The sequence below is a fragment of the Cyclobacterium amurskyense genome (assembly GCF_001050135.1).
Taxonomy (GTDB): domain Bacteria; phylum Bacteroidota; class Bacteroidia; order Cytophagales; family Cyclobacteriaceae; genus Cyclobacterium; species Cyclobacterium amurskyense.
The window spans coordinates 5,442,434-5,464,560 of the sequence record NZ_CP012040.1 but is presented as its reverse complement, the minus strand read 5'-3'; the positions used below and the strand labels follow the sequence as shown (position 1 = coordinate 5,464,560).

The 22,127-nt window shown below is 38.2% G+C and carries 19 protein-coding genes; 10 read left to right on the top strand and 9 right to left on the bottom strand.

Annotated features, from left to right (window positions below):
- Positions 1-230: 230 nt before the first annotated feature.
- The 3 genes from CA2015_RS21835 to CA2015_RS21825 all read left to right on the top strand — a co-directional run bounded on the left by CA2015_RS21835 (position 231) and on the right by CA2015_RS21825 (position 4,530).
- The gene (locus CA2015_RS21835; protein WP_048643816.1) at positions 231-3,044 is read left to right on the top strand and encodes an outer membrane beta-barrel family protein; all 2,814 of its coding nucleotides are present in this window, start codon (positions 231-233) and stop codon (positions 3,042-3,044) included.
- Positions 3,045-3,316: 272 nt separating this feature from the next.
- Positions 3,317-4,060 (top strand): GLPGLI family protein, encoded by a 744-nt coding sequence (locus CA2015_RS21830; RefSeq protein ID WP_014022464.1) that lies wholly within the window; start codon positions 3,317-3,319, stop codon positions 4,058-4,060.
- A 272-nt stretch (positions 4,061-4,332) separates the two neighbouring features.
- Positions 4,333-4,530 carry a hypothetical protein gene (locus tag CA2015_RS21825; RefSeq protein ID WP_048643815.1) on the top strand — a complete coding sequence of 66 codons (198 nt, stop codon included), beginning with the start codon at positions 4,333-4,335 and terminating at the stop codon, positions 4,528-4,530.
- 742 nt (positions 4,531-5,272) lie between these two features.
- On the opposite strand, the gene CA2015_RS21820 is transcribed toward CA2015_RS21825, so the two are convergent.
- Positions 5,273-6,331 carry a ligand-binding sensor domain-containing protein gene (locus CA2015_RS21820; protein WP_048643814.1) on the bottom strand — a complete coding sequence of 353 codons (1,059 nt, stop codon included), beginning with the start codon at positions 6,329-6,331 and terminating at the stop codon, positions 5,273-5,275.
- Positions 6,332-6,456: 125 nt separating this feature from the next.
- Here CA2015_RS21820 and CA2015_RS21815 point away from each other — a divergent pair, with 125 nt between their 5' ends.
- Positions 6,457-7,326 (top strand): winged helix-turn-helix domain-containing protein, encoded by an 870-nt coding sequence (locus tag CA2015_RS21815; RefSeq protein ID WP_048643813.1) that lies wholly within the window; start codon positions 6,457-6,459, stop codon positions 7,324-7,326.
- 32 nt (positions 7,327-7,358) lie between these two features.
- On the opposite strand, the gene CA2015_RS21810 is transcribed toward CA2015_RS21815, so the two are convergent.
- Together CA2015_RS21810 and CA2015_RS21805 are read right to left on the bottom strand one after the other, a co-directional pair.
- On the bottom strand, positions 7,359-8,063 hold the full coding sequence (locus CA2015_RS21810) for a LytR/AlgR family response regulator transcription factor (protein ID WP_048643812.1): 705 nt from the start codon (positions 8,061-8,063) through the stop codon (positions 7,359-7,361).
- Positions 8,060-9,058 (bottom strand): sensor histidine kinase, encoded by a 999-nt coding sequence (locus CA2015_RS21805; RefSeq protein ID WP_048643811.1) that lies wholly within the window; start codon positions 9,056-9,058, stop codon positions 8,060-8,062. The genes CA2015_RS21810 and CA2015_RS21805 overlap by 4 nt, the downstream gene beginning before the upstream one ends.
- A gap of 290 nt (positions 9,059-9,348) precedes the next feature.
- Between CA2015_RS21805 and CA2015_RS21800 the strand changes: the two genes are divergently transcribed.
- The 6 genes from CA2015_RS21800 to CA2015_RS21775 all read left to right on the top strand — a co-directional run bounded on the left by CA2015_RS21800 (position 9,349) and on the right by CA2015_RS21775 (position 16,088).
- Positions 9,349-9,798, top strand: a complete 450-nt coding sequence (locus tag CA2015_RS21800) for a nuclear transport factor 2 family protein (RefSeq protein WP_048643810.1) — start codon at positions 9,349-9,351, stop codon at positions 9,796-9,798.
- Positions 9,799-9,815: 17 nt separating this feature from the next.
- A complete protein-coding gene (locus tag CA2015_RS21795; protein WP_048643809.1) occupies positions 9,816-10,262 on the top strand; it encodes a nuclear transport factor 2 family protein in 447 nt (148 codons plus the stop codon).
- 12 nt (positions 10,263-10,274) lie between these two features.
- Complete coding sequence (locus CA2015_RS21790) at positions 10,275-10,913, top strand: flavodoxin family protein (protein WP_053086733.1); 639 nt, start codon at positions 10,275-10,277, stop codon at positions 10,911-10,913.
- Between the two features lie 85 nt (positions 10,914-10,998).
- On the top strand, positions 10,999-13,239 hold the full coding sequence (locus CA2015_RS21785) for a xanthine dehydrogenase family protein molybdopterin-binding subunit (protein ID WP_048643808.1): 2,241 nt from the start codon (positions 10,999-11,001) through the stop codon (positions 13,237-13,239).
- Between the two features lie 107 nt (positions 13,240-13,346).
- Complete coding sequence (locus CA2015_RS21780; RefSeq protein WP_048643807.1) at positions 13,347-13,805, top strand: (2Fe-2S)-binding protein; 459 nt, start codon at positions 13,347-13,349, stop codon at positions 13,803-13,805.
- Between the two features lie 12 nt (positions 13,806-13,817).
- A complete protein-coding gene (locus CA2015_RS21775) occupies positions 13,818-16,088 on the top strand; it encodes a xanthine dehydrogenase family protein molybdopterin-binding subunit (protein ID WP_048643806.1) in 2,271 nt (756 codons plus the stop codon).
- A gap of 81 nt (positions 16,089-16,169) precedes the next feature.
- Here CA2015_RS21775 and CA2015_RS21770 read toward each other — a convergent pair whose 3' ends face one another.
- The 6 genes from CA2015_RS21770 to CA2015_RS21740 all read right to left on the bottom strand — a co-directional run bounded on the left by CA2015_RS21770 (position 16,170) and on the right by CA2015_RS21740 (position 22,122).
- Complete coding sequence (locus tag CA2015_RS21770; protein ID WP_048643805.1) at positions 16,170-17,303, bottom strand: hypothetical protein; 1,134 nt, start codon at positions 17,301-17,303, stop codon at positions 16,170-16,172.
- Complete coding sequence (locus CA2015_RS21765) at positions 17,300-18,433, bottom strand: hypothetical protein (RefSeq protein WP_048643804.1); 1,134 nt, start codon at positions 18,431-18,433, stop codon at positions 17,300-17,302. The genes CA2015_RS21770 and CA2015_RS21765 overlap by 4 nt, the downstream gene beginning before the upstream one ends.
- Positions 18,434-18,445: 12 nt before the next feature.
- A complete protein-coding gene (locus CA2015_RS21760) occupies positions 18,446-18,670 on the bottom strand; it encodes a hypothetical protein (RefSeq protein ID WP_048643803.1) in 225 nt (74 codons plus the stop codon).
- A gap of 665 nt (positions 18,671-19,335) precedes the next feature.
- Positions 19,336-20,079, bottom strand: coding sequence for a LytR/AlgR family response regulator transcription factor (locus tag CA2015_RS21750; protein ID WP_048643801.1), 744 nt, complete (start codon positions 20,077-20,079; stop codon positions 19,336-19,338).
- The gene (locus tag CA2015_RS21745) at positions 20,076-20,846 is read right to left on the bottom strand and encodes a sensor histidine kinase (protein WP_240477867.1); all 771 of its coding nucleotides are present in this window, start codon (positions 20,844-20,846) and stop codon (positions 20,076-20,078) included. The genes CA2015_RS21750 and CA2015_RS21745 overlap by 4 nt, the downstream gene beginning before the upstream one ends.
- A 295-nt stretch (positions 20,847-21,141) precedes the next feature.
- Positions 21,142-22,122 (bottom strand): Kelch repeat-containing protein, encoded by a 981-nt coding sequence (locus CA2015_RS21740; protein WP_048643799.1) that lies wholly within the window; start codon positions 22,120-22,122, stop codon positions 21,142-21,144.
- Between the last annotated feature and the right edge of the window lie 5 nt (positions 22,123-22,127).

The following is a 22,127-nucleotide window of genomic DNA, read 5'->3' as shown; positions in this document are numbered from 1 at the left end:
ATAAGAATTTGAAGCTCAAGAGTATTTATTAAAAAGGTCGGATAAGCGTTGCAAAAAGTAAAATTTGCTCCTATTCCACTTTTTTATTTGGATTCATAAATAGCACATTGAATATTAAGCTAGTCTTCTCACGCTACCAATTCAACTTGTAAAGGTGAACTGATAATGATAAATGGGATGATGGTTTTTAGTCAAACAAATTATTGTTAAAAACATAAACCCGAAATAAAATGAAATTACTTATTTCATGCCTTCTTCTGGCCTTCATCACCTTTGGCTCCCATGCCCAATCCAAACTTACTATTCGTGGAGTGGTGAAAGATACCACGAATATGCCACTCGACTATACCTCTGTGCTACTCCTTAGCCCAAAAGACTCGGCCTTGGTGGCCTACACCCTGACCAAAGAAAATGGAGTGTACCAATTCAAAAATGTAGAGAGACAACCGCTACTCATCAAAGCCACCTATATGGGCTACCTTCCCGTTCAAATGGAACTGGTTCTTCCTGAAACAGGTGATTTGGAAGTCGAAGAGATTCAGTTGATGCCAATCTTACAGGAACTCTACGAGGTAGTTGTAAAAGCTGCCAAAGCGCCGTTGATGATGCGTGGAGACACCCTTGAGTATGATGCAAGTAAATTTAAAGTGCCCCCTGGGGCGACTTTGGAAGAATTGCTCCGCAAACTGCCCGGGATACAAATCGACAAGGATGGAAATATAGTTGCACAAGGGGAACAAGTACAGAAAGTAACTGTGGATGGAAGGCGCTTTTTTGGGGGTAATACAAAAATGGCTACGCAAAACTTAAATGCTGAGTCAGTAAGCAAGCTTCAGTTATTCGATGACAAGTCAGAACAGTCCAAGTTAACAGGTGTTGAAGATGGAGTGAAGGAAAAAACCTTAAACGTTGAGCTGAAGGAGGAAGCTAGAAAAGGAGGTTTTGGTAAGCTTTCAGCAGCACTTGGTACAGACGGAAGATGGTCTGGAAATGCTTCATTCAATAAATTTGACAAAGTAAACCAATTTTCGGTGATCGGCTATGGCAACAATGTGAACCAATCCGGTCTGAGCTGGGATGACCTGCAGGAGTTTAAAGGGAGTGGTGCTTTCCAATTTGGCGACACCGGGGACTTTGGTTTTAATGGAGGTGGTTCGAATTATTTTTCGTTTTCAGGTGGGGACAATGAAGAATCCTTTGAAATCCCCTTCAATAACCTCAACTCTGGTTACTCTAATAACCAAGCCATAGGTGTCAATTATAATTACCTGAAGGATAAAAAGGATTTTAATAGTAACTACTTCTATAGCCGTAGTGATCAAGCGCTAGAGAGTTTCAATAGCAGGACAAATTTCTTGCAGGACAATACTTCCTTTACCTCAACTGACCAAAACTCACAAAATAACATGGCAGGTCACCATCGGGTAAATCTTCGTTTTCAAAACGAATTAGACAGCGCCAATACTATCACCATTAACGTAAAAGGAAGGCTAAGTTCACTTACGACTTACTTGGCCAGCCATCAAGAGCTGATTCGCAGCAGTACGGAGCAAAGCCAAATGGATAGGAACAACCAATCGGATAAATGGTCAGGGGCCTTTCAGGGCACAGCAATATATAGGCATAAATTCAAGAAAAACGGACGAAACTTTGCAGCCAGTATCAGTGACACCTATAGTAAGGCAGACCAAAATGGTATACAAAAATCAGTTGTAGATCTCATGAACTCCACAGATCCAAATACCTATTTCCGAAACTTGGATCAATTGAACCAGGCACTGAATGGCTCCAACTTGATCAAGTCAAGCCTACTCTTTGTGGAACCAATCAAAAAAATATTTTTTTGGGAGACTTTCTACAATTTCAGCCAGTCACAGAGCGAAACCAACCGGCAAGTATACGATGTGGAGTCAAGCGACACCCAAGAGCTAAATCCGGACCTCAGTCGATTTTTTGAAAATACAATTACCTACAACAGATTTGGTTCTAGTATCCGATATGCCAACAAAGGCTCCAACTTAAGCGTTGGGTTAGCCGCTTCCAACTATCGGCTAAATGGACAATTTTCAGTCTTAAAGGATAGTGAGATATTGGGCCGAGTGAACAAGAGTTACCTCAATTTAACACCTAATGTAACTTTCTATAAAACAATGAAAGGGAACAAGCGCATCAGCGCAGGTTATAACATGGGCGTCAATCCCCCAAATATCGCCGACTTGCAGCCATACAAGGACATTTCTAACCCATTGTATATAAGAGAAGGAAATCCTGATTTAGAGCCTCAGGTATCCCATTCATTCAATACTGGGTATAGCATGTATGATCCTGTTTCATTTATAAATTTGCGGGTTTCATTCAATTCAACATTCTATCAGAATCAAGTAGTTCAAAATCAAACCATAGACCCGGAAACCTTTGTCACTACCTACAAGGCTGGCAATGTTTCAGGAGGGCAGCGTTTTAACCCTTATTTAGGTTTTGGTTTTCCTATCGTAAAAACCAAGGCTTCCGCATACTTATATGCAAATCCCTCCTATACTAAAAGCCTTGCCCTCATCAACTCAGTGGAGACAGAGACCCAAACTTCCGGCAATAACTTTGGGGTTAATTTCAATCTGACACCTTTAGAATGGTTTAGCTTATATACCGGGTCATCCTTCAGGCTTAGCAAAACAAAATACGAACAGAATCCGTCCCGAAACCAAGACATAATAAATTGGAGTGCTTATAGTAATATGAACCTAAAATTCCCCAAAGATTTTTATTTAGATGTAAAATTCAACTATAACCGATATAAGAACGAAAGTTTTGGATTTGATCAAGAAGTACCTATTCTTAATGCATTCGTCTATAAACTACTCGGCAAGGCTAAAAAATGGGAAGTCAGGCTATCCGCTTATGACGTCTTCAAGCAAAATCAAACCATCAGCCAATATGCAGGTCAAAATTACGTTTCCACCGGTAGGATTGAAACACTATCAAGGTATTTCTTACTCGGAGTAACGTACAATATGCGGGGAATAGAAGTGAAAAAACGTAGATAGTGGAGTAATTGGGAAGATTCTATAGTCGCTAAATAAATAAGGTCAGCTTCTTAAATGGAAAATTAAGTTTACCGTTTGGGCATGATCAATAGTAGTTGTGATTTAATTTATATTTGCTTTTTAAGCGATATAAATCCTCTGGCTTTTGAGTGAAAAAGTTGATTCTTTCTAATTTACAATGTTATATATAGTTAAATAGGTTTGAATGCTGGTGTATTTTGCAAATCTATTTCACATATTCTGATTCAGCCAATTCTTAAAACATTAAAACAATGAAATTAAAATGCCTAAAGATCCTTATCCTATTATTAATTTCTACAGGTCTAAAAGCCCAAAATATAGTAGGAGAGGTAGAATATCGCTACCGGATATTCTATGATAAAATATACTCCAATTTGCCTCACATTACTGAGCAAGAAAAGGATAGGATCCTACTCACTTGGAGTAATCCTGAAGGCTATAGTACTCGGATGAAACTTCAGTTTTGGCCGGAAAAAAGTCTTTATACATTTGGAGAACCCTATCAAGTCCAAAGCTACTCTTGGCAGGTAAAAGACTATTTCATTGAAAACAATTTTGAAGACCAGACCTATTTGAAATACATGGATCAAATGGGCAAAACTTACATCGTCCGTGACAGCTTAAATACTCCAAAATGGAGAGTAATGAACGAAATACGTGATATACTGGGTCACATGTGCATGAAAGCTGTGTCTGAAGACAGCATTAAAGGCCAAAAGATCACTGCTTGGTTCGCCTCAGATATCCCCGTTCCAACGGGTCCGGAGGAGCAATTCGGGCTTCCAGGTTTGATTTTGGCTTATGATATTAATGATGGTATGCTCATCGTAGAAGCCGAGAAAATCACTTTTGGAGAACCTGAAGAAATCATCTCCCTGCCAAAGAGAATGAGAGGGAGAGAAGTATCAGGTACTGAATATCTAGACATAGCTCGGGAGTTTATCCAAACTTCCATCGAAAGCAGGAGAGCTTGGATGTGGGAAATAAGGTATTGAGAAGGCTGTAGGGAAATAACCCTAAATTAGAAATTGACCTTCTATTAAGTGGTGAAATGGAAAATAAGTTACTTCGTTTTTATTTTCCATTTCACCGAAGCGATACTATGCCAAATTCTCAAAAGAATGATTTTCTTGTGATTACATCCATCCATCAGTCAAAACCGAATGCCTCAAATAAACGATAGAAAGAAATCATGCTTTAATAAGCGATTGAATCTAAAAATGATAATAAATGTTATATTTACTATGGGTTATTAATTACCAGTACCATGAACATATGGACTAGGAAATACAAAATCATACAAAAAGTAATGCAATCTTCTGATGAGCAATTAGCAAAAATAGAAGAAATGCTAAAGGAAGAGTCAGAGCTTGAAGTGAAGTTGGAAAAAGCCATGCAACAAGTTAGGGAAGGCAAGGTGAAACCTCATAGGGAGGTGCGAAAAAGATATGAAAAATGGCTTTAGAAATAGTTTGGTCTGAAGAAGCGAGAACCAGTTGGACAGAATTGTTGACTATCTGGAAGAAAACTGGACCGAAAAAGAAATAAAGAAATTCTTCTAACGCATAGAAGACGCACTAAAACAAATAAGTCAATCCCCTCAAAGTTTTAAGTAATCTGAAAGGAAAGAAGGAGCAAGAGAGTTCCAATTAAGTCCTCACAATACACTTTTTTATAGCTACAATGCTGAAAGGTTAGAAGTATTGCTTTTGTGGCCAAATAAAGATGACCTTGCTAAACTTGATTCATAAACCGTCCCCAAACGCTCTACCCAAACCATAATAGCCAACCCGCCAACATGCTACCGGATTAAAAGTTGCGATTTTCATCACTATCAAGCAAAAAGTCATTCCCCTAAAACGGGCGCTTGCTATTATTCTTATAGATGTGTCGGAAAGTCCTTAATGTGAATAAAAGACATATTGAATAAAAGATAGTCCTAGGTCTACCGAAATCATTGATTAAGTGGAGGTTGTAAATCACCTCTCGGTAGTTTTTTGGTTTCGAAGCAGTGTTGAATGGAAAGTGAATAGATTCGCTGGATGCATCAGTTGGGAATAAAAGAGGAGTTTACTAATGTCAGTATTTTTGTAAGATTACAAGGTTAAATAGCCGTGAATTATTATCAATTCATTCCACTTTTCGATTGCAAAATGGTAGGGTAACAGGGTGTAGTTGCCTACACCCAGTATGCCATGTTTTGGGACCTATTTACTTCTAAAATCGGTTATGGTTTTTCTGTTGTATCGATATACTCCCTCCGAACCGAACCAAATACTGCCATCCTTGGCTGCTAGGATCCCGAAAAGTATCTTTATTTCTTTTGTATTTATTAAGGTTGCAGAAGGTTTTTTGTTTAGAAAGGTATTGGAATAGTAAAGTGTAGGTACCCAGGATCCTTCGATGGTTTGTGAACTTGTCCAAATATTTCCTTTTTCATCCTCATGAATGTATCCAATAAAATTTTTGCTGATGTTGGTAAACTCACCCGCACCAGCCCTAAGCGAAGTCGAAGGGTCGTAGCGCCATAGGCCATCATTTCCCCCAAGCCAAATGTTTCCTTTTTTATCTTGAATGATAGATCGAACATTGGTAAACGGCTTCTCCTTATGGCTTACAATGGTAAATGTTTTTCCGTTATAAAGATAGGTGTTGCCCCTTGTGGCAAACCAATATTTGCCCGTTTTGTCTTCAATGATAGAATTGACTTCGTTAGAGGGACGTGTAAAATCCGGAACAGTTTTTCCCGTATTATCTTCAACTATATTATCTTCAGCCAATATAAAATTCTGAAATGATTTCCCATTGTACAGGCTTATGCCCCCATTTGTGCCAAGCCAAATGTTGCCGGCTTTGTCCTCATAAATGCTGGTAATCTCATTATTCGGAAGCCCTTCCTTGGTTGTGAAATTTTGAAAGTCTTTTCCATCAAAATAATATACACCTGATCCAATACTTCCAAACCACATATTGCCTTTGCTGTCTTCCAAAACTGAAAAGAAGCGAGCTGAACTTACTTGCTTTGTTACATTGGTAAAAGACTTTCCATCATACCGAAACACCCCTTCCCAGGTAGCCATCCAAATGTTGCCTTTGCCATCTTGCACTATATTACGTACAATTGAATTAGGAGCGTTGGAAGTGTTTGAATTATTGCTTTGGAAATTGGATTGGTTTTTTTCTTGGTCATTTTTAACTTGATCTTTACATGAAGTGTTAAAAACCAACAGCATTAGCCAGGAAAATAATCTTAAGTGTTTTTTCATTTTTTATTTGTTAAGCAGGTCCAAACCTAAAGCTATCCAAAGTCAAGATGGTAAATAGAATGTAAAAAGATTGTAAATCAAGGTAAAATTGAAAGATGACTTCTATTTAACCTTATATTTGAGTAATGAAAAAACTGATACAACCTGCCGGAATCGGAATATTCACCATGATTTTTACCATGATCCTTCTGTGGCCATGGAAGTCAGATGATTTTGCAGAAAACAGAGAAATCAGGTTGAGGAATGTGGGGCACCAAATCTTGCTTGCCTCAGGAGATAGCACTTCTAGGGTTTTGCCAATCAAGAGAATCAGCGAGAGTGAATATAGTATTGTATTTGAAAACCCTTTCCAATTTGACCCGGACAGTTTGGTTAAAGTTATCCATAAGGGTTTGGGGGAAGGCTTGGTGGGCAAAAAAGCAGAAGGTAAATACCAAGTTAATGTTGTGGAATGCATAGAGAATCAGGTTGTTTACAGTTATCAAATGTCCAGTCACAAAGACAAAACCCTAATTCCATGTCAGGGACGTTTGCAGCCAAAAGATTGCTATAGCATCAAAATCCGGTTTGATCACAATACAATGAGGGTATCCAACTTTTCTGTACCGATCATCATTGGGATTTTGGCCTTTGGCTTTTTGTTGATATACAATAAAAATGCACTTAAGCCCAGCAAGAGTAAGCACATGGGCAATAGTCAATCCGTGGGTATCGGGAAGTTTGAACTGTATCACAGTAAACAGCTTTTGAAAATTGGAACAGAGGAAATCCAACTTTCCCAAAAAGAAAATAAGTTGCTAACCCTATTTGCCTTGCACCCAAACGAAATGCTTGAGAGAGACCACCTGCTAAAAGAAATATGGGAAGATGAGGGGGTATTTGTGGGCAGAAGCCTGGATATGTTTGTCTCCAAACTTCGCAAAAAGCTATTGCAAGATCCGAATATTCAACTCAAAAATATTCGAGGTAGGGGGTATGTACTTCAGGTAAACTGAAAAGCGCCGGAAAACAAATTGATACTTTATGATTACAACCTTCTTTCTTCCAGTTTTTTGAAAAATGCTTCTCGGTAATTCCTGCTAATGGGATAATAGGATTTTCCTATCAAAATTTCATTGGATTGAACTTCATCAATTTGGCTCATATTGATAATAAATGAACGGTGGATGCGAACAAAATTCTCCGGTAAACCATGGGCTACATTTGTAAGGGAAATCAAAGACATAACTTTCCTGTTTGGGGTGATGATTTTGATGTATTCTCTTTGGGCTTCTATGGCTTGAACTTCCTCATACCTAATTTTGACAATGCGGGTATCTGTTTTTATAAAAAAATAGTCTGTGGTTTCTTTGGCTGGCTTGGTTGTAATTTGTACTGACAGGTATTCAATGGCCTTTTCAATGGCTTTTTTAAAACGCTCGAATGAAACTGGCTTCATCAGGTAATCAATCACATCCAATTCATAGCCTTTTACTGCATATTCCTCATAGGCTGTCACAAAAATTGTTAATGGCTTGTTACTAATTTCATTCAATAAATCCATACCTGTCATCAATGGCATGCGGATGTCCAGCAATAGAATATCTACAGGATACTTCTTTAATACCCCTAAGGCCTCTTCGCCGTTGCTGCAAAGACCCACCAATTCTAAATCAGCAAGTTTGGAAACATAGTCCATAAGTAATTTTCTGGCAGGAGGCTCGTCGTCTACGATAAGAATATGGTATTTCATTTTAGATCCAGGGTTAATTTTACTTCAAAGGAGGTGTTATTTTGATTTAATATCAACTCGTGTTTGCTCGGGTAAATTAGGTTTAGCCTTTTTTCTACATTCAGGAGGCCAACCCCACTTTCTTCCTCAGCTGTCTTACGGGCAAGGATCACATCATTTCTAATGTAATAGTGAAGGATGTCTTCTGCATCTATCCTAAGCTTTATTGCTATCCTTCCGTCTATGGTATTGCCATGCTTAAAGGCATTCTCAAGGAAAACCAAAAAAATCAAATGGGCAACCCTATGCCTTTCCAATACCCCTTCATAATTAAACGTAATCCGTGGCTTTTCATCCAGTTTTAACCTCCATAATTCAATGAAATTTTCCATGAATTTGATTTCTCTGGAAAGTGAAACATACCGCCCTTGGTCTTCATAAAGCATATGTCGCATCATCTCGGAAAGTTTCATAATCGCCGGAGCGGTATTGTTTTCCTTGAAATAAGCCATTGAATAAATATTATTCAAGGTGTTGAAAAGAAAATGTGGACTTAATTGAAGTTTTAGAAACTTCAACTCAGTTGCTAATTGACTGTTTCTAAGTTCAATTTCATTTCGCTGCGCTGATATCATATTGGCAAAAAACCAAATGACGGTGGTGATAAGGTAAAAGCCAAAGGCAGGTACTGATCGAATAAAGTAGGTATAGGTTACAGACCTGTGGGTCATTCCTAACAGGTTTACCCTCAGTAAGACTATGGTAACGACCACTGCAATGGAAGCCAAAATGTATCCAGTATATTTCCCTTTTTTATAAAGTTTTGGAAGTAGAAGGTAATAATTCAAATAGGCAATGGCCGAGGAAGTTAAGACATCAGAAACTACCGCTCTCGAAATTTCCCGAGAAGAATTGATCCAATTGCCTAAGGAGGCGTACAGAATCGTCCCATAGCATAGCCAAAAAAAGACATGCAGCACATAGAAGGCCGGTCGCGAAATAAAATTATTTTTCATTCTGGAAATATAGCTTTTTAAATAACACAATTTTATAGTAATCATCCAAAGGACAGTACTGATCTACAGTAGGTGTTTTTAATCCAATAAGTGGTAATGCCAACACCTGCCGATCATGCTTTAATAGAAGCCCTATTCATTCGTAGATCAAATTTGACATTCGGATGAGAGAACCATGCATTCTATTGATTTGGGTTAAATATTTAGAAATTTTTTTGTCTATTCGTAATGAATGAATGGCTTTTATTATTTCCAGGAATAAAAAATTAATTATCAAAACCCAGATTTAAATGAAAAAGTACTTATGCCTGTTTGGTCTTATTTTTATATGCAATTCCATCACTTTTGCTCAATCTGCCATAGAGCAGGAAATAAAAAAACTCTCTATGGACAAGTGGCAATGGATGGCTGAAAAGGAAGTGTCGAAACTGGATGATCTCTTTGACGATAAGGCTAGGTTTGTCCATATGAGTGGAAGCTGGAAAAAAGATCGTGAATTGGAGATTATTGAAACGGGAAGCATCTGGTATAAAAATGCTGAAGTTCATGATTCAGTGGTAGAGCTTTCAGGTAACATTGCAGTAGTATGGAACAGAATCACTTTGACCGCTTTTGTTCGAGGAAATGATGTAGAAAATGAATTTACAGTAACAGAAGTGTATGAAAAGCAGGGAGAGGACTGGAAAATGCTGGTTTTTACCTTTAGCAGTGTTAGAGATACCCACGAAATTGAACATTAACTCTACTTATTATACCTATGAAAAGGACGATTTTTGGATTAATAATCCTATTGCTGACCTCACCATTTGCCTTTGGTCAAGAGGAAGAAACGGAACAAGAAATCATCGAACTTTCTAAAAACAAATGGCAGTGGATGGCAGAGAAGGAGGGTGATAAATTGGCTGAACTCTTTGATGATAAAGCGGTGTTCGTTCATATGGGAGGTTCTTGGGGGAAGGAGCGTGAAGTGGATATTATTCGTAGTGGTGGCATTTGGTATAAAAATGCCGAAATACATAAGGTTTCTGTAAAATTAATAAACGATACGGCCATTTTACTGAATCGAATCACCCTGACTGCAGAGGTGGGTGGGAATGAAGTTACCAACCCATTTGAAGTCACTGAGGTATATATAAAAAAAGCAGATGGCTGGAAGTTGGCTGCCCTCTCTTTTACCAAATTGATTGGAGCAGGCAACCACTAACTTACTAAACTAATGAGATTAAATCTGTTGCTTATTTTCACCTTTTATTCTCTGAGTTGCTTGGGCCAAACTCAATCTGAATTCATGAATTATGTTGATGAAGTGCATGCTAACAAAATCCTGATTGTCTATTTTTCACGGACCAATAATACCAAAGCTGTAGCCGAAATGATTCATGAAAAAGTTGGTGGAAAACTTGTAAGTTTAAAACTTGAAACCCCTTATCCGAAAGGGTATGATGCTGTTGTTGCTCAGGTGGCAAAGGAAAATGAAGAAAATATTTTGCCACATCTGAAAACAAAAATTAGTCTTAAAGAATATGAGATCATCTATGTAGGTTTTCCTACTTGGGGGATGCAACTTCCACCACCTATGAAAACTTTTCTTAGTGAAAATGACTTTGAAGCTAAAACAGTGATTCCATTTAATACCAATGCAGGTTTTGGCATTGGAAGTAGTTTCGAAACTGTAAAAAAGTTTTGCCCTAAAAGCCATGTATTGAAAGGTTTCTCCACTCAAGGAGGCATAGAGCGCGATGGTATTTTATATGTTATGGAAGGTGAAAAAGAAACGGAAGTAAGACAAGCAGTAAATAAATGGTTGGAAAGCCTACAAATATTCACTTCTGTTTCTTCATTTCATGAACAATAGTCCCATGGGAAAATGATCGAATGTTAGTTTTTAGGGCTGAAAATGAGTAACTTAATTATTTATATTACCTATAAAATAAAAAGACATGCCTAGGCCTGCTAGCATCTTCAACAGAAGGTCATTTCTGAAAATTTCGGCTTTAGCCGGAGGAGGGATGGCTTTGAGTTTCAGCTGGATTGTCAGCTGTAAACCTAAAGAGGAAGAAAGCCTAGTTATGCCAAAAAACTGGTTCAGGTTGAATGGTTACATTCGAATCGGAGAAAATGGAAGTATCACTTTGATGTCTCCCAATCCCGAAGGTGGACAAAATGTAAAGACCTCTATGCCGATGATTATAGCCGAGGAGCTTGATGTCGATTGGAACAAAGTTATTGTAGAACAAGCCCCTTTAGATACGGACAATTTTACACGGCAATTTATTGGGGGAAGCCAGGCTATTCGTACCGGTTGGAAAGCATTGCGAACGGCAGGAGCCACTGCACGCCGGATGTTAATCTTAGCAGCTGCAAAAACCTGGGATATTCCTGATAGTGAAATTAAAACAGCTTCCGGTTTTGTGTTGGATATTTCAGGAAAAAGAAAAGCAGACTATGGGAGTTTAGCCGCATTGGCAGCCACTATACCCATACCGGAAGATGTTAAATTAAAGGAAGTCCAGGATTTTAGAATTATTGGAACTTCTAAAAAGAACGTTGATCTACATAAAATTATAACAGGAAAACCGCTTTTCGGCATAGATTTCAAAAAACCGGGAATGCTTTATGCGATGATTATTCATCCGCCGGCCATTGGCAAGAAATTGAAATCTTTTGACGCCAATCGAGCGCGTGCAATGCCGGGAATAAAGGACGTATTTGCCATTAAATCCCTTCAGGTTGATTATAAAAGAACTTTCTTTGACACCGTTCAATTTACAGATCTTATTGCTGTGGTTGGAGTTAGTACTTGGCAAGTTCAACAGGCCAAAAAAGCTGTTACAGTTTCATGGGAAATTCAGAAAGGTTTTGAAGAAAAACGTGACATGTTTGGTAGAGCCGGAGTAAGAGTGGTTCCTGAAGGATTGGAGAATAGTGCCGAGCAGGAACATAAAATGAGGCATGCCGCCATGAGCCCTCAGAAACAAAGGATGGATGGTGATCCTATAAAAGAATTCGAAAAAGCTACTAGGGTAATTGAACGAAGTTTTTCCGGGCCATTTCTGGCTCACAACTGTATGGAACCTATGAATTTTTTTGCCCATGTTCAAGGTGATAAGGTGTTTTGTGCAGGGCCTTTACAGAAGCCTGAATTAACGGAACAGGCACTTGCTGACAGGCTAGGGATCCCTATTGAAAATATTGAAATATCCATGACAAGACTTGGAGGGGGCTATGGGCGCAGATCTTATGCCCATTGGTTAATTGAAGCAGCAGTGATTTCCCAAAAAACAGGCATGCCTATAAAACTTCTTTACAATAGGGAAGACGAAATGACTGCAGGAGTATACCGGTCCCGCTACCAAGCTACCTATCGTGCAGGATTTAACATCAAAAATGAATTGGTAGCTTTTCATGTCAATGCTGGCGGCTTACCTGAAAATCCATTGTACGCCAATAGATTTCCCGCAGGAGCTGTGCCCAACTATTTAGCTGAAGGTTGGGAAGTAGCTTCAAATATTACCACCGGTTCCTTTCGTGCACCCAGGTCAAATTTTATGGCTTGCGTGGAGCAATCATTTTTAGATGAAATCGCGGAAGTATCGGGGCAGGACCCTATAGCGTTTCGATTGAAATTGTTACAAAGGGCAAAGGAAAACCCTGTGGGTGATAATAACGATTACAATCCGGAACGTTATGCCAAGGTTTTAGAAATGGTGAAGAAAAAGGCAAACTGGGGAAATGCTCCTGAAGGAGTGCATCAAGGTGTTTCAGCTTATTATTGCCACAATAGTTATGCTGCTCAGGTAGTTGATTTGAAGATAATAAATGGTGAAGTTCACTTTGAGAAGGTGACAAATGTGATAGATTGTGGAATTGTTGTAAACCCGGATGCAGCAAGAAATCTTTGTGAAGGGGCAGTAATTGATGGAATTGGGACAGCCATGTTTGGGGAACTAAGAATTGAGGATGGGGTAATAAATAAATCCAATTTTGATACATACCGGATGATTCGAATGAAAGAAGCTCCCAAATCCATAGCCACCTATTTTGTAGAAAATGGCGAAGATCCTACAGGTTTAGGAGAGCCTGCCTATCCACCTATTTTCGCAGCAGTGGCCAATGCCTTGTATAAGGCTACAGGAAAGAGGTTTTATGATCAACCATTTATAAATCAATTGAATGGCTGAAACCAGCTTTTATAATGTGAAGGAACTCAGGTATAAGTTGATAAAAAAAAATATCCATTTGATTTCAATGCTGTAAAGCATTAATTTAGAACCAAATACAAAGACTAATGGCACAATTCAAGCTTAAAATTAACGGGAAATTGCATCAGGTAGACGTAGACCCAAATACACCAATGCTTTGGGTTTTGAGAGATCATTTGGATCTGGTAGGAACTAAATTTGGCTGTGGTATTGCCCAATGTGGTGCTTGTACCATTCATATGGATGGAAATGCTATAAGGGCTTGTCAATTACCAGTATCTTCCGTGGAAGAGGCTGAGATTACAACCATTGAAGGGCTTTCTGAGAAAGGAGACCATCCCGTTCAAAAAGCATGGATGGAACATGATGTACCACAATGCGGATATTGTCAAGCAGGGCAAATCATGTCAGCTTCAGCCCTTTTGAAGAAGAACCCTAGTCCAAATGATGAAGAGATTAACCAGGCCATGAATGGTAATATATGCCGATGTGGAACCTATACGAGAATTAGAGCTGCAATTAAAACTGCCTCCCAAAACGCTTAAACTATTAGAATTATGGCTTTTACAGATAATAAATTAGATAGAAGATCATTCCTGAAAGTTTCTGCCTTGGCCGGAGGAGGTATGATGCTTAGTTTTAGTTGGCTAGCGGGTTGTCAACCAAAGTCGGAAGATGTGCTGACCATGCCGGATGAATGGTTTGAATTGAATAGTTATATTAAAATTGGAGACAATGGGGTGGTTACTCTATTTAACCCCAACCCTGAATTTGGCTCCAATGTAAAAACTTCTTTACCTATGTTGTTGGCTGAAGAGTTGGATGTAGATTGGAAAATGGTCACCGTTGAACAGGCAGATTTTTATCCTGAAAGGTTTGACAGGCAGTTTACAGGGGGGAGTCAGGGGATAAGGCAGGGTTGGATTCCTTTACGTACAGCGGGAGCTACTGCAAGGAAACTGATTGTGCAGGCTGCAGCCCAAAGTTGGAATGTGGCGGAAGGTGAAATAACTACCAATCAAGGAATTGTTAAACACATAACCTCTGAGAAGAGAGCGGGGTATGGAGAAATGGCCTCATTGGCTGGAACACTGGATACACCGGATCCTGAAACCGTTAAATTAAAGGAAATTTCTGATTTCAAAATCATCGGGAAATCCAAAAAGAATGTTGATGGAGATAAAATTGTAACCGGTAAATCAATTTTTTCGATTGACCATAAAGTTTCCGGTATGAAGTATGCAGCCATTGTGCATCCTCCTGCATTTGGGATGAAGCTAGTGGATTTTGACAGGAGTTCTGTGGTCTCATTGCCGGGGATTCAGGATGCTTTTAAGATCAATGTTTTTAAAGATGATTATGCAAGAAATTTTTTCGATACCACGACCTTTCCAGAGCTTATAGCCATTGTTGGCAACTCAACTTGGGAAGTCATGCAAGCCAAAAAAAGTATTAAAGCAGAATGGGAACCCGCTTCTACAGGTACTTTCCCTATGGCAGGTAGAGGTGGAGAAAATATTGAGGTGAAGGTTCCGGCAGGATTGGAAAGCTCCAGTATTCATAAAAAAAATATGGCCGATTATCACGCTAAGCCGGGACAGGTTCGAAGAAAAGATGGGGATCCCGAAAGTGCATTCAAGCGGGCGACTAAAGTGATTGAACGTACTTATACCGCTCCTTTTTTGGCACACAATACCATGGAACCAATGAATGCCTTTGCAGATGTGAAAGGTGACAAGGCTGTCATTTACGGGCCTACACAAGCGCCGGATTTTATTATGGGAACGCTTTCCAGTAGCTTGGGGATTCCTCGGGAAAATATACAAATAAAGCTGGCCAGAATGGGTGGAGGTTTTGGCCGTAGGGCATATAGTCATCATTTTGTGGAGGCGGCATTGATTTCTCAAAAAATTCAGGCTCCTGTAAAAATGACCTATACCCGTGAAGACGACATGAGTGCAGGGGTATACCGGCCCACCTATTCAGCGACCTATAAGGCTGCATTGGATAACGAAAACAACCTTTTGGCATTTCATGTAAAGGCAGGAGGAATTCCTGAATCTCCATTGCATGCAAATAGATTTCCTGCCGGAGCTGTAGAAAACTACCTTGCCGAAAGTTGGCAAATTGAATCAAATATAACTATAGGAGCTTTTCGTGCACCGAGGTCCAACTTTATTGCAGGTGCTGAGCAAAGTTTCCTGGATGAACTTGCGGAAGTGATGGACAAAGATCCCATCGATTTTCGTCTTGAACTGCTTGAAAAAGCAGCGACCAACCCTGTGGGTGATAATAATGATTATGATCCAAAACGGTATGCAGGAGTCTTGAAACTTGTTCGGGATAAATCTAATTGGGAGAAACCTTCACCCGGAATTCACCGTGGTGTATCTGCCTATTTCTGTCATAATTCGTATGTGGCCGAGGTGATTGATATTTCTATTGTTGACAATCAGCCCGTCGTTGAAAATGTCTTTGCTGCTGTTGACTGTGGGGTAGTAGTTAACCCGGACGCTGCGGCCAATATGGGAGAAGGAGCAATTGTTGATGGAATAGGGAATGCATTTTATGGTGAAATGGCCTTTGAAAATGGTGCACCAACAAAAAGGAATTTTGATAAATACCGAATGATCCGCCATAGCGAAGCACCCAAAAATATTGAAGTGTACTTTGTAGAAAATAATGAGAACCCTACCGGTTTGGGTGAGCCTTTATTTCCACCGGTATTTGCTGCATTGGGAAATTCTCTTTACAAAGCGACAGGGAAAAGGCTTTATGAGCAACCTTTTTATCCACAAATCACACAAATACAAAATTTTAAAATGTAATTAATTGCAATGGGAAGGAATTAAGTTTAATTCGTAAAAGATATTTCTTGGGTTCTTTTCTGAAAGGTGAATAATTAGCCTCTATTTCTTTTCCAGTTGTAGTTTATAAAAAGTAATAAAATCCTGTTCCTCTCCGATAAATTCATCATTTCTGAGTGCGTAGAAGGGCTTATCTAACTTTTCAATGTTTAAAATGCTACCAATATTGTAGGGGACAATGATTTCATTGGAAAGGATAGAATCTTGAATTATGATTTTAAGTACTTGATTTTGAAAGTCTTTGTATTTGGGGAAGTTTTTACGAAGTTTTAATTCATTTTGGATAAAAATATCTTCCTCAATACCTTCCTCATAAAAAACAACTGTTCCTTTATCGGTCACAAAAAACTGCCTGATCCTTCCATCAAGCATTCTTCTTCCAGAGATGTATTGATGTTTCTCCTGATGTTCACCATTGTCTAAAAATTTTGAAGGTTTGAAATCAACAGTATTTAAGTAGGGTTCTCCGTCTGTTAAGTCGTAAATATGAAACAAGGGTTCATTACTTAGGGCCAAGTGAAGTCTATTCCCCGAAATTCCAAATTGAAGCCAAGGTCTTTCATAGTATTTGTCTGAGGAATACCTCGAGGTACTTGGTATCCTAATTAATGGCACTGATCCCCCTGTTTTAGGATCAATTTTTTCTAAAAGAAAGTTGTCCCGGATGAAATGTGGCTCATAAGGATTTGCTCCATCTCTGCCCGGATAAAAACTGATCAATGAATCATTATAATATTCCAGATTTTTAATAAAGCCACCTCCATCCTGTGATTGACTCAGAAATGAAAGCTTTATTTCTTGCTTCAAAGTTAAATTCGTATTTAACTCATACAGCCAGCCCATATAACTAGCTGCAAAAAGCCTTCCATCCTCCGTATATTTTAGTTGAGTTGGGTATTGAACTTTTTCCGGACCTTCCTTTGGATAAGAAATTTCATAGCTGATTTTACCACTAGAGTCAAACGCAACCAGTTTATTTTCTTCAAAATTATAAAAAACGCCTTTGCCTTGTCTAAAATCTCCACCATCAACAGTCCCCAAATAGTCTACCTGAATAGAGTCCAAAATCACGAGTTCCCATTCATTGGAAAAAGGCTCTAAATCTGACACCTTCTTTTCAGAACATGCAATTTGCGACAAAAAGAGAATTATTGCTGCCAAATACGTAAATCTCATTTCCTTACCAGTTGTAGTTTATAAAAAGTAAGGTAATCTTGTTCCTCTCCAATAAATTCATCATTTCTAAGCGCAAAGAAGGGTTTATCTGCGGACTCGATATTTAGAATTATTTTGATTTTTGAAGGGATAATCAACTCATTGGACCAGCCTTGTCCTTGCCTGTAGATTTTGAGGTAATTTTTAAGAAATTCAGGGTAGCGAGGATAATTCTCTCTTTCCTTTAATTCATTATTCACAAAAGTATCTCCATCAATTCCACCATGATAGCTAACAATGATATGATCCGGATCAGAATAAACGGCCTTAATTCCAGCTTCATACATTTTATTTTTTTCTAGATAGGTAACAGGTGTTTTCTGTCCTGGAATCAATTTAAAATCGCTTGGGTTCATAGGAATACTTCTTTTCCAAAGGATACTATCCCCCATGGCATACACATGTATGAGGGGTTCATTGGAAAAGGTAAGGTACAAACTGTCTTTTTCTATAATGAAATTAATGTCAGGCCGATCAAAAAAATCATCACTACTATATTGTGATGTCTTGGGGGTTCTTACTACCGGTATTGAAGTTTTTGTTTTAAGGTCATAGAGTTCCAAAAATGGGTAGTCTCTATAAAAGTGGTCAATGTATGGACTGATACCGTTTCGTCCCGGATACCAAAGCAGTATTTTCTCATTCCAGACAGCAATATTTCTTCGGTTATAGGCACCTCCTCTGGCTTCACCCATAAAAGGCATTTTCAAACGTTCCTTTATGTTAAGATTGGCATCGAAATGATACAAGTCACTAAATGAAGTTGTCCCAAAATATTCTCCCTTATGTTCAATTAAAGTTTCTAAAAACATAACAGATTCGGGACCTTCTTGTGGGAATTCTTTATTCACCAAAATGGTACCTAATGAGTCAAATTTTATCAAGTTATTGTTTGACATTGTTTTAATGATGCCTATTCCATTTGAAAAAATCCCTTCTCTTACATCAGCTAAGTAGTCTACCTGGATAGAGTCCAAAATTACGAGTTCCCATTCATTGGAATCCGCACTACTGTTGGAGGATTTATTTCCATCAGTGCAAGCATAGACCGACACCAATAGCAAAATCAAGATATTACGTACTTTGATCATTTGAGATTAAGTTTATTTTATAAAGGGAAAACCACCAGAAATAAACAGATATTTTTTATCATGGCTAATACCGGACTGATAAATCCCCCATTTCAGGTTAATAATATCATCGCCAGTAGCTATCATGACCGTATCAACAGCATTATCTAAGTTATCAGCATCTTTAGAACTTGAAGAAGATGGATTGCAGGAATACAATAGAAGAATTCCCGCCCATAAATAGCCAAAATGTTTCATGTCTCTAATTTGACCTAATCTTTCTAATAATCAAATTCTTAGGACTAAAATTTCAGTTTAAGGTTTTGGTAATTGATTTGAGAAGGGTAGTTGGTAAAGAATTTACCAATCTCTCTCGATATATGATTTGATTTAAATTTTTTCTGGGGCTAATAGATTTTTCTAGCTGCTTTACAATTGGTGATTTGAACTAGTTATTGTCTTGTTTTAGAATGTAATAGAATTACATTATATTAGTTGAAATAAGAATGATCATATCAAAATGGGAAAATTGAAAAAGCGGTTTATCATTTCTAGTATGGGTATGGCAATTTTATTGATGACTTTCGGTTCTTTTGGATCTTTTTATCCTTTTGATGTCGGTTTTTATACCTCAATTGGGGCTGCCATAGTATGGTTTTATTTGAGCTATTATGGGTTTAAAAGGTTTCAAACAAAAAAGTAGATTCAATCTTATTTTATCTTTGTTGGTAGGGGAATATTAACTTCAAATGAACGAGGATTAGATTTTTTTACTCCTTTAAGGGGCTATTCAATTTGGGTGCTAGTCTTTTATTGCTTGATTGAAGAAGCAATTCCTGCCACCCTAAAAAGTAGTTCTTTTTTTTGATAAATTACGAGGAATTAGGATAAAATTACAGCATGTAAAACATTAATCTAGCTCTCTATATATTCTTATTCACCACCAGTTCATAGAAAAAATCCCTGTAATTCCCTCCAATGGTGATGTGCAGATCTTTGTCAATTAATTTGACCTTGTTTCGACTGATGATTTCTATTTGGTTTACAGAGACGATATAGGATTTGTGAATGCGGATAAAGCCTTTGGAGAAAAGGCTCATTTCGTAGTGTTTGATGGAGTTTAGGGTGAGGATGGGTTTGTCTTCACCGATGAGATATATCTTGACATAATCTTTGTAGCCTTGAAGGTAGGCAATGTCCTTGAGGCTAACTTTTTTTGTGAAATGCTCTACTTTCACAAAGATAAACCTTGATGATTCATCATTTTGACTTTCCTGATAACTGGACTGAACGGGTGCTGCTGGCAGTGCGTTTGGAATATTGATAACCTTACCTACCGCCTGGAAAAAACGGCTGAAACTGATAGGCTTTAGGAGGTAATCAATGGCATTAATTTCAAAGCCTTTAACGGCGTATTCACTGTAAGCGGTGGTAAATATGACCTTGGGTTTGTTAGCGAGACTTTCATAGAATTTTATTCCATTGATATCTGGCATATTGATGTCAAGAAACATTAGTTTGACCTCTTCATGGACAATGCAATCCATGGCCTTTAAGGGCGAGTCAAATTTCCCCTTTAGCTCAAGCATAGGCATTCTTGAAATATAATCTTCCAATATATCAAGGGCCAGCACTTCATCATCTACGATAATACAGTTGATTTTCATTTTTTTATTTTTAGAAAGGCCTTAAATGTGCTGTTTTCGTGGATCTGCTTGAAGCTGTGTTTTCCCGGGTAAAGCAACTTCAACCTTTTCTTAAGGTTCTCAATACCAACCCCAGTTTTGTTGGTATTGATATTCCTGTCATCTCTTTTTCCTATGCTGTTGATTACAGAAAGCAGTATTTCATTGTTGTCTTCCTTAAAGGAAATAAGGATAAAAGAAGGCGTAACGTAGCTTATGCCATGCTTAAAAGCGTTTTCTATTAAAGTAATGAACAACAGTGGCTCAACGGTATAATTTTCATTTGTAAGCGAAAAATAACATTTGATTTGAGGCGCATTGTTGTCAGAAAATTTGAGCTTTTCCAGGTTTACATAATTTTTTATGAAATCTACTTCCTGATGAATAGGTACCTTATCTTTCCCCGATTCATACAAAACATACCTGAGCATGTTTGACAGCAACATAATCGAAGGTGTAGTGTTTTCGGATTTCCGACTTGCCAGAGAATAGATATTATTTAGGGCATTAAACAGGAAATGGGGATTAAGTTGGTTTTTTAGGAAGTTCAACTCTTTGATGATTTTTTGCCGCTCAAGTTCATCAAATTTTTTGTGTTCCTGTTCAAACTTTGTAATAAGCTCTATAACTGTTCCCAAGGCCATAATAAGTATGAACCGAAAAAAGGAAGGTATCCAAAAAAACATCTGCCTTTTTCCATCAGGAAATCTTGGACTCGGTCTATCTCCTCCAATAGGGGAGAAGTCCATAAAGGTATATTGGAAGAATATATAGAGGGCAAGGAATGAGGTTAGGAACAAGGCATATTTTAAATACTTCCTTTGAAAGATTAACTTAGGAATCAACCAAATAATGTTGATTAAATAAAAAATGATTATGCTACTGTTGGAAATGCTAAAATAAAAATTGGGGCGTATTTCTTGGTTTTTATTAGAAATAATAAAAAATACTGGGGATAAAATTACCCCCAGTATTAAGACATGAACCAATGTCTTTAAAATTACTTTTTTTTCTATTTTCAACATTTAGAAGGCTTTGATAAATTTAATCCTCTTCATCATAATATACAAAAGGCTCAAATTCATAGATGTCATCAAACCTTAAGCTGGAACTTCGTCCTAAAAGGACATAGGCCCTGTCGTATACTGAAAAGGCTGAAGCACCGGCTCTATAAACAGCTTCCAGTGGGGTTTTTTCTTCCCAGGTATCATCTGAAGGATTGTATTCCCAAGTACTACCCAAAACAGAACCCACTGATCCGCCTACAATATAGCCATAAGATCCAATTGAAAATGCACTGGCTTCACTTCTCACCACTGCATAATCATCGCTATAGTCCAAATCATTTTTCCGTGTCCATTCTAGGCTATTGCCATTTAAAGCCCAGAAATCATATTCATAAGAGCCATTATTGATTCCGGTACCAATATAGGCAACATCTCCGATTACAAATACGGAAGCACTCTGACGTTTGGCTCCACCCATTGAAATAATTTGGGTCCAGGAATCACTTGTAGGATCGTATTGCCAAAAATCTTTTTGCTCACTTCCATCATAGCCTGTACCTATATATCCTTTTCCTACAAGGGAAAAACCAATAGCATTGTAACGGGCAGTACCCCCAAAGGATGCCACTTCTTTCCATGTATCATTTTCTGGATCATATTCCCAGAAATCATTGAGTTTGTTGGTACCGTCGTATCCTGTTCCTACATAACCTTTACCGTCAATAGAAAAGGCTACAGCATTGCTACGCGCTTTTCCTGGAAAATCAGCTTTCTTTATCCAATAATCTCCGTCAGAATTGTATTCCCAGAAATCATTTAGGTATTCTTCTCCTGTGTAACCTCCCATTACAAAGGCACTGTTATCAATTGAGAATGAGGCCGCATTGGAGCGATTACTACCTTCAAAATAGGATCTTTGGACCCAGTTGCCTTCCGAGGTTACTTCATCTTCATTGATACAACTACTGAAGAAGAAAACTCCAATAATAGCTCCTATTAACAAACGTGTTTTATTCATAATAA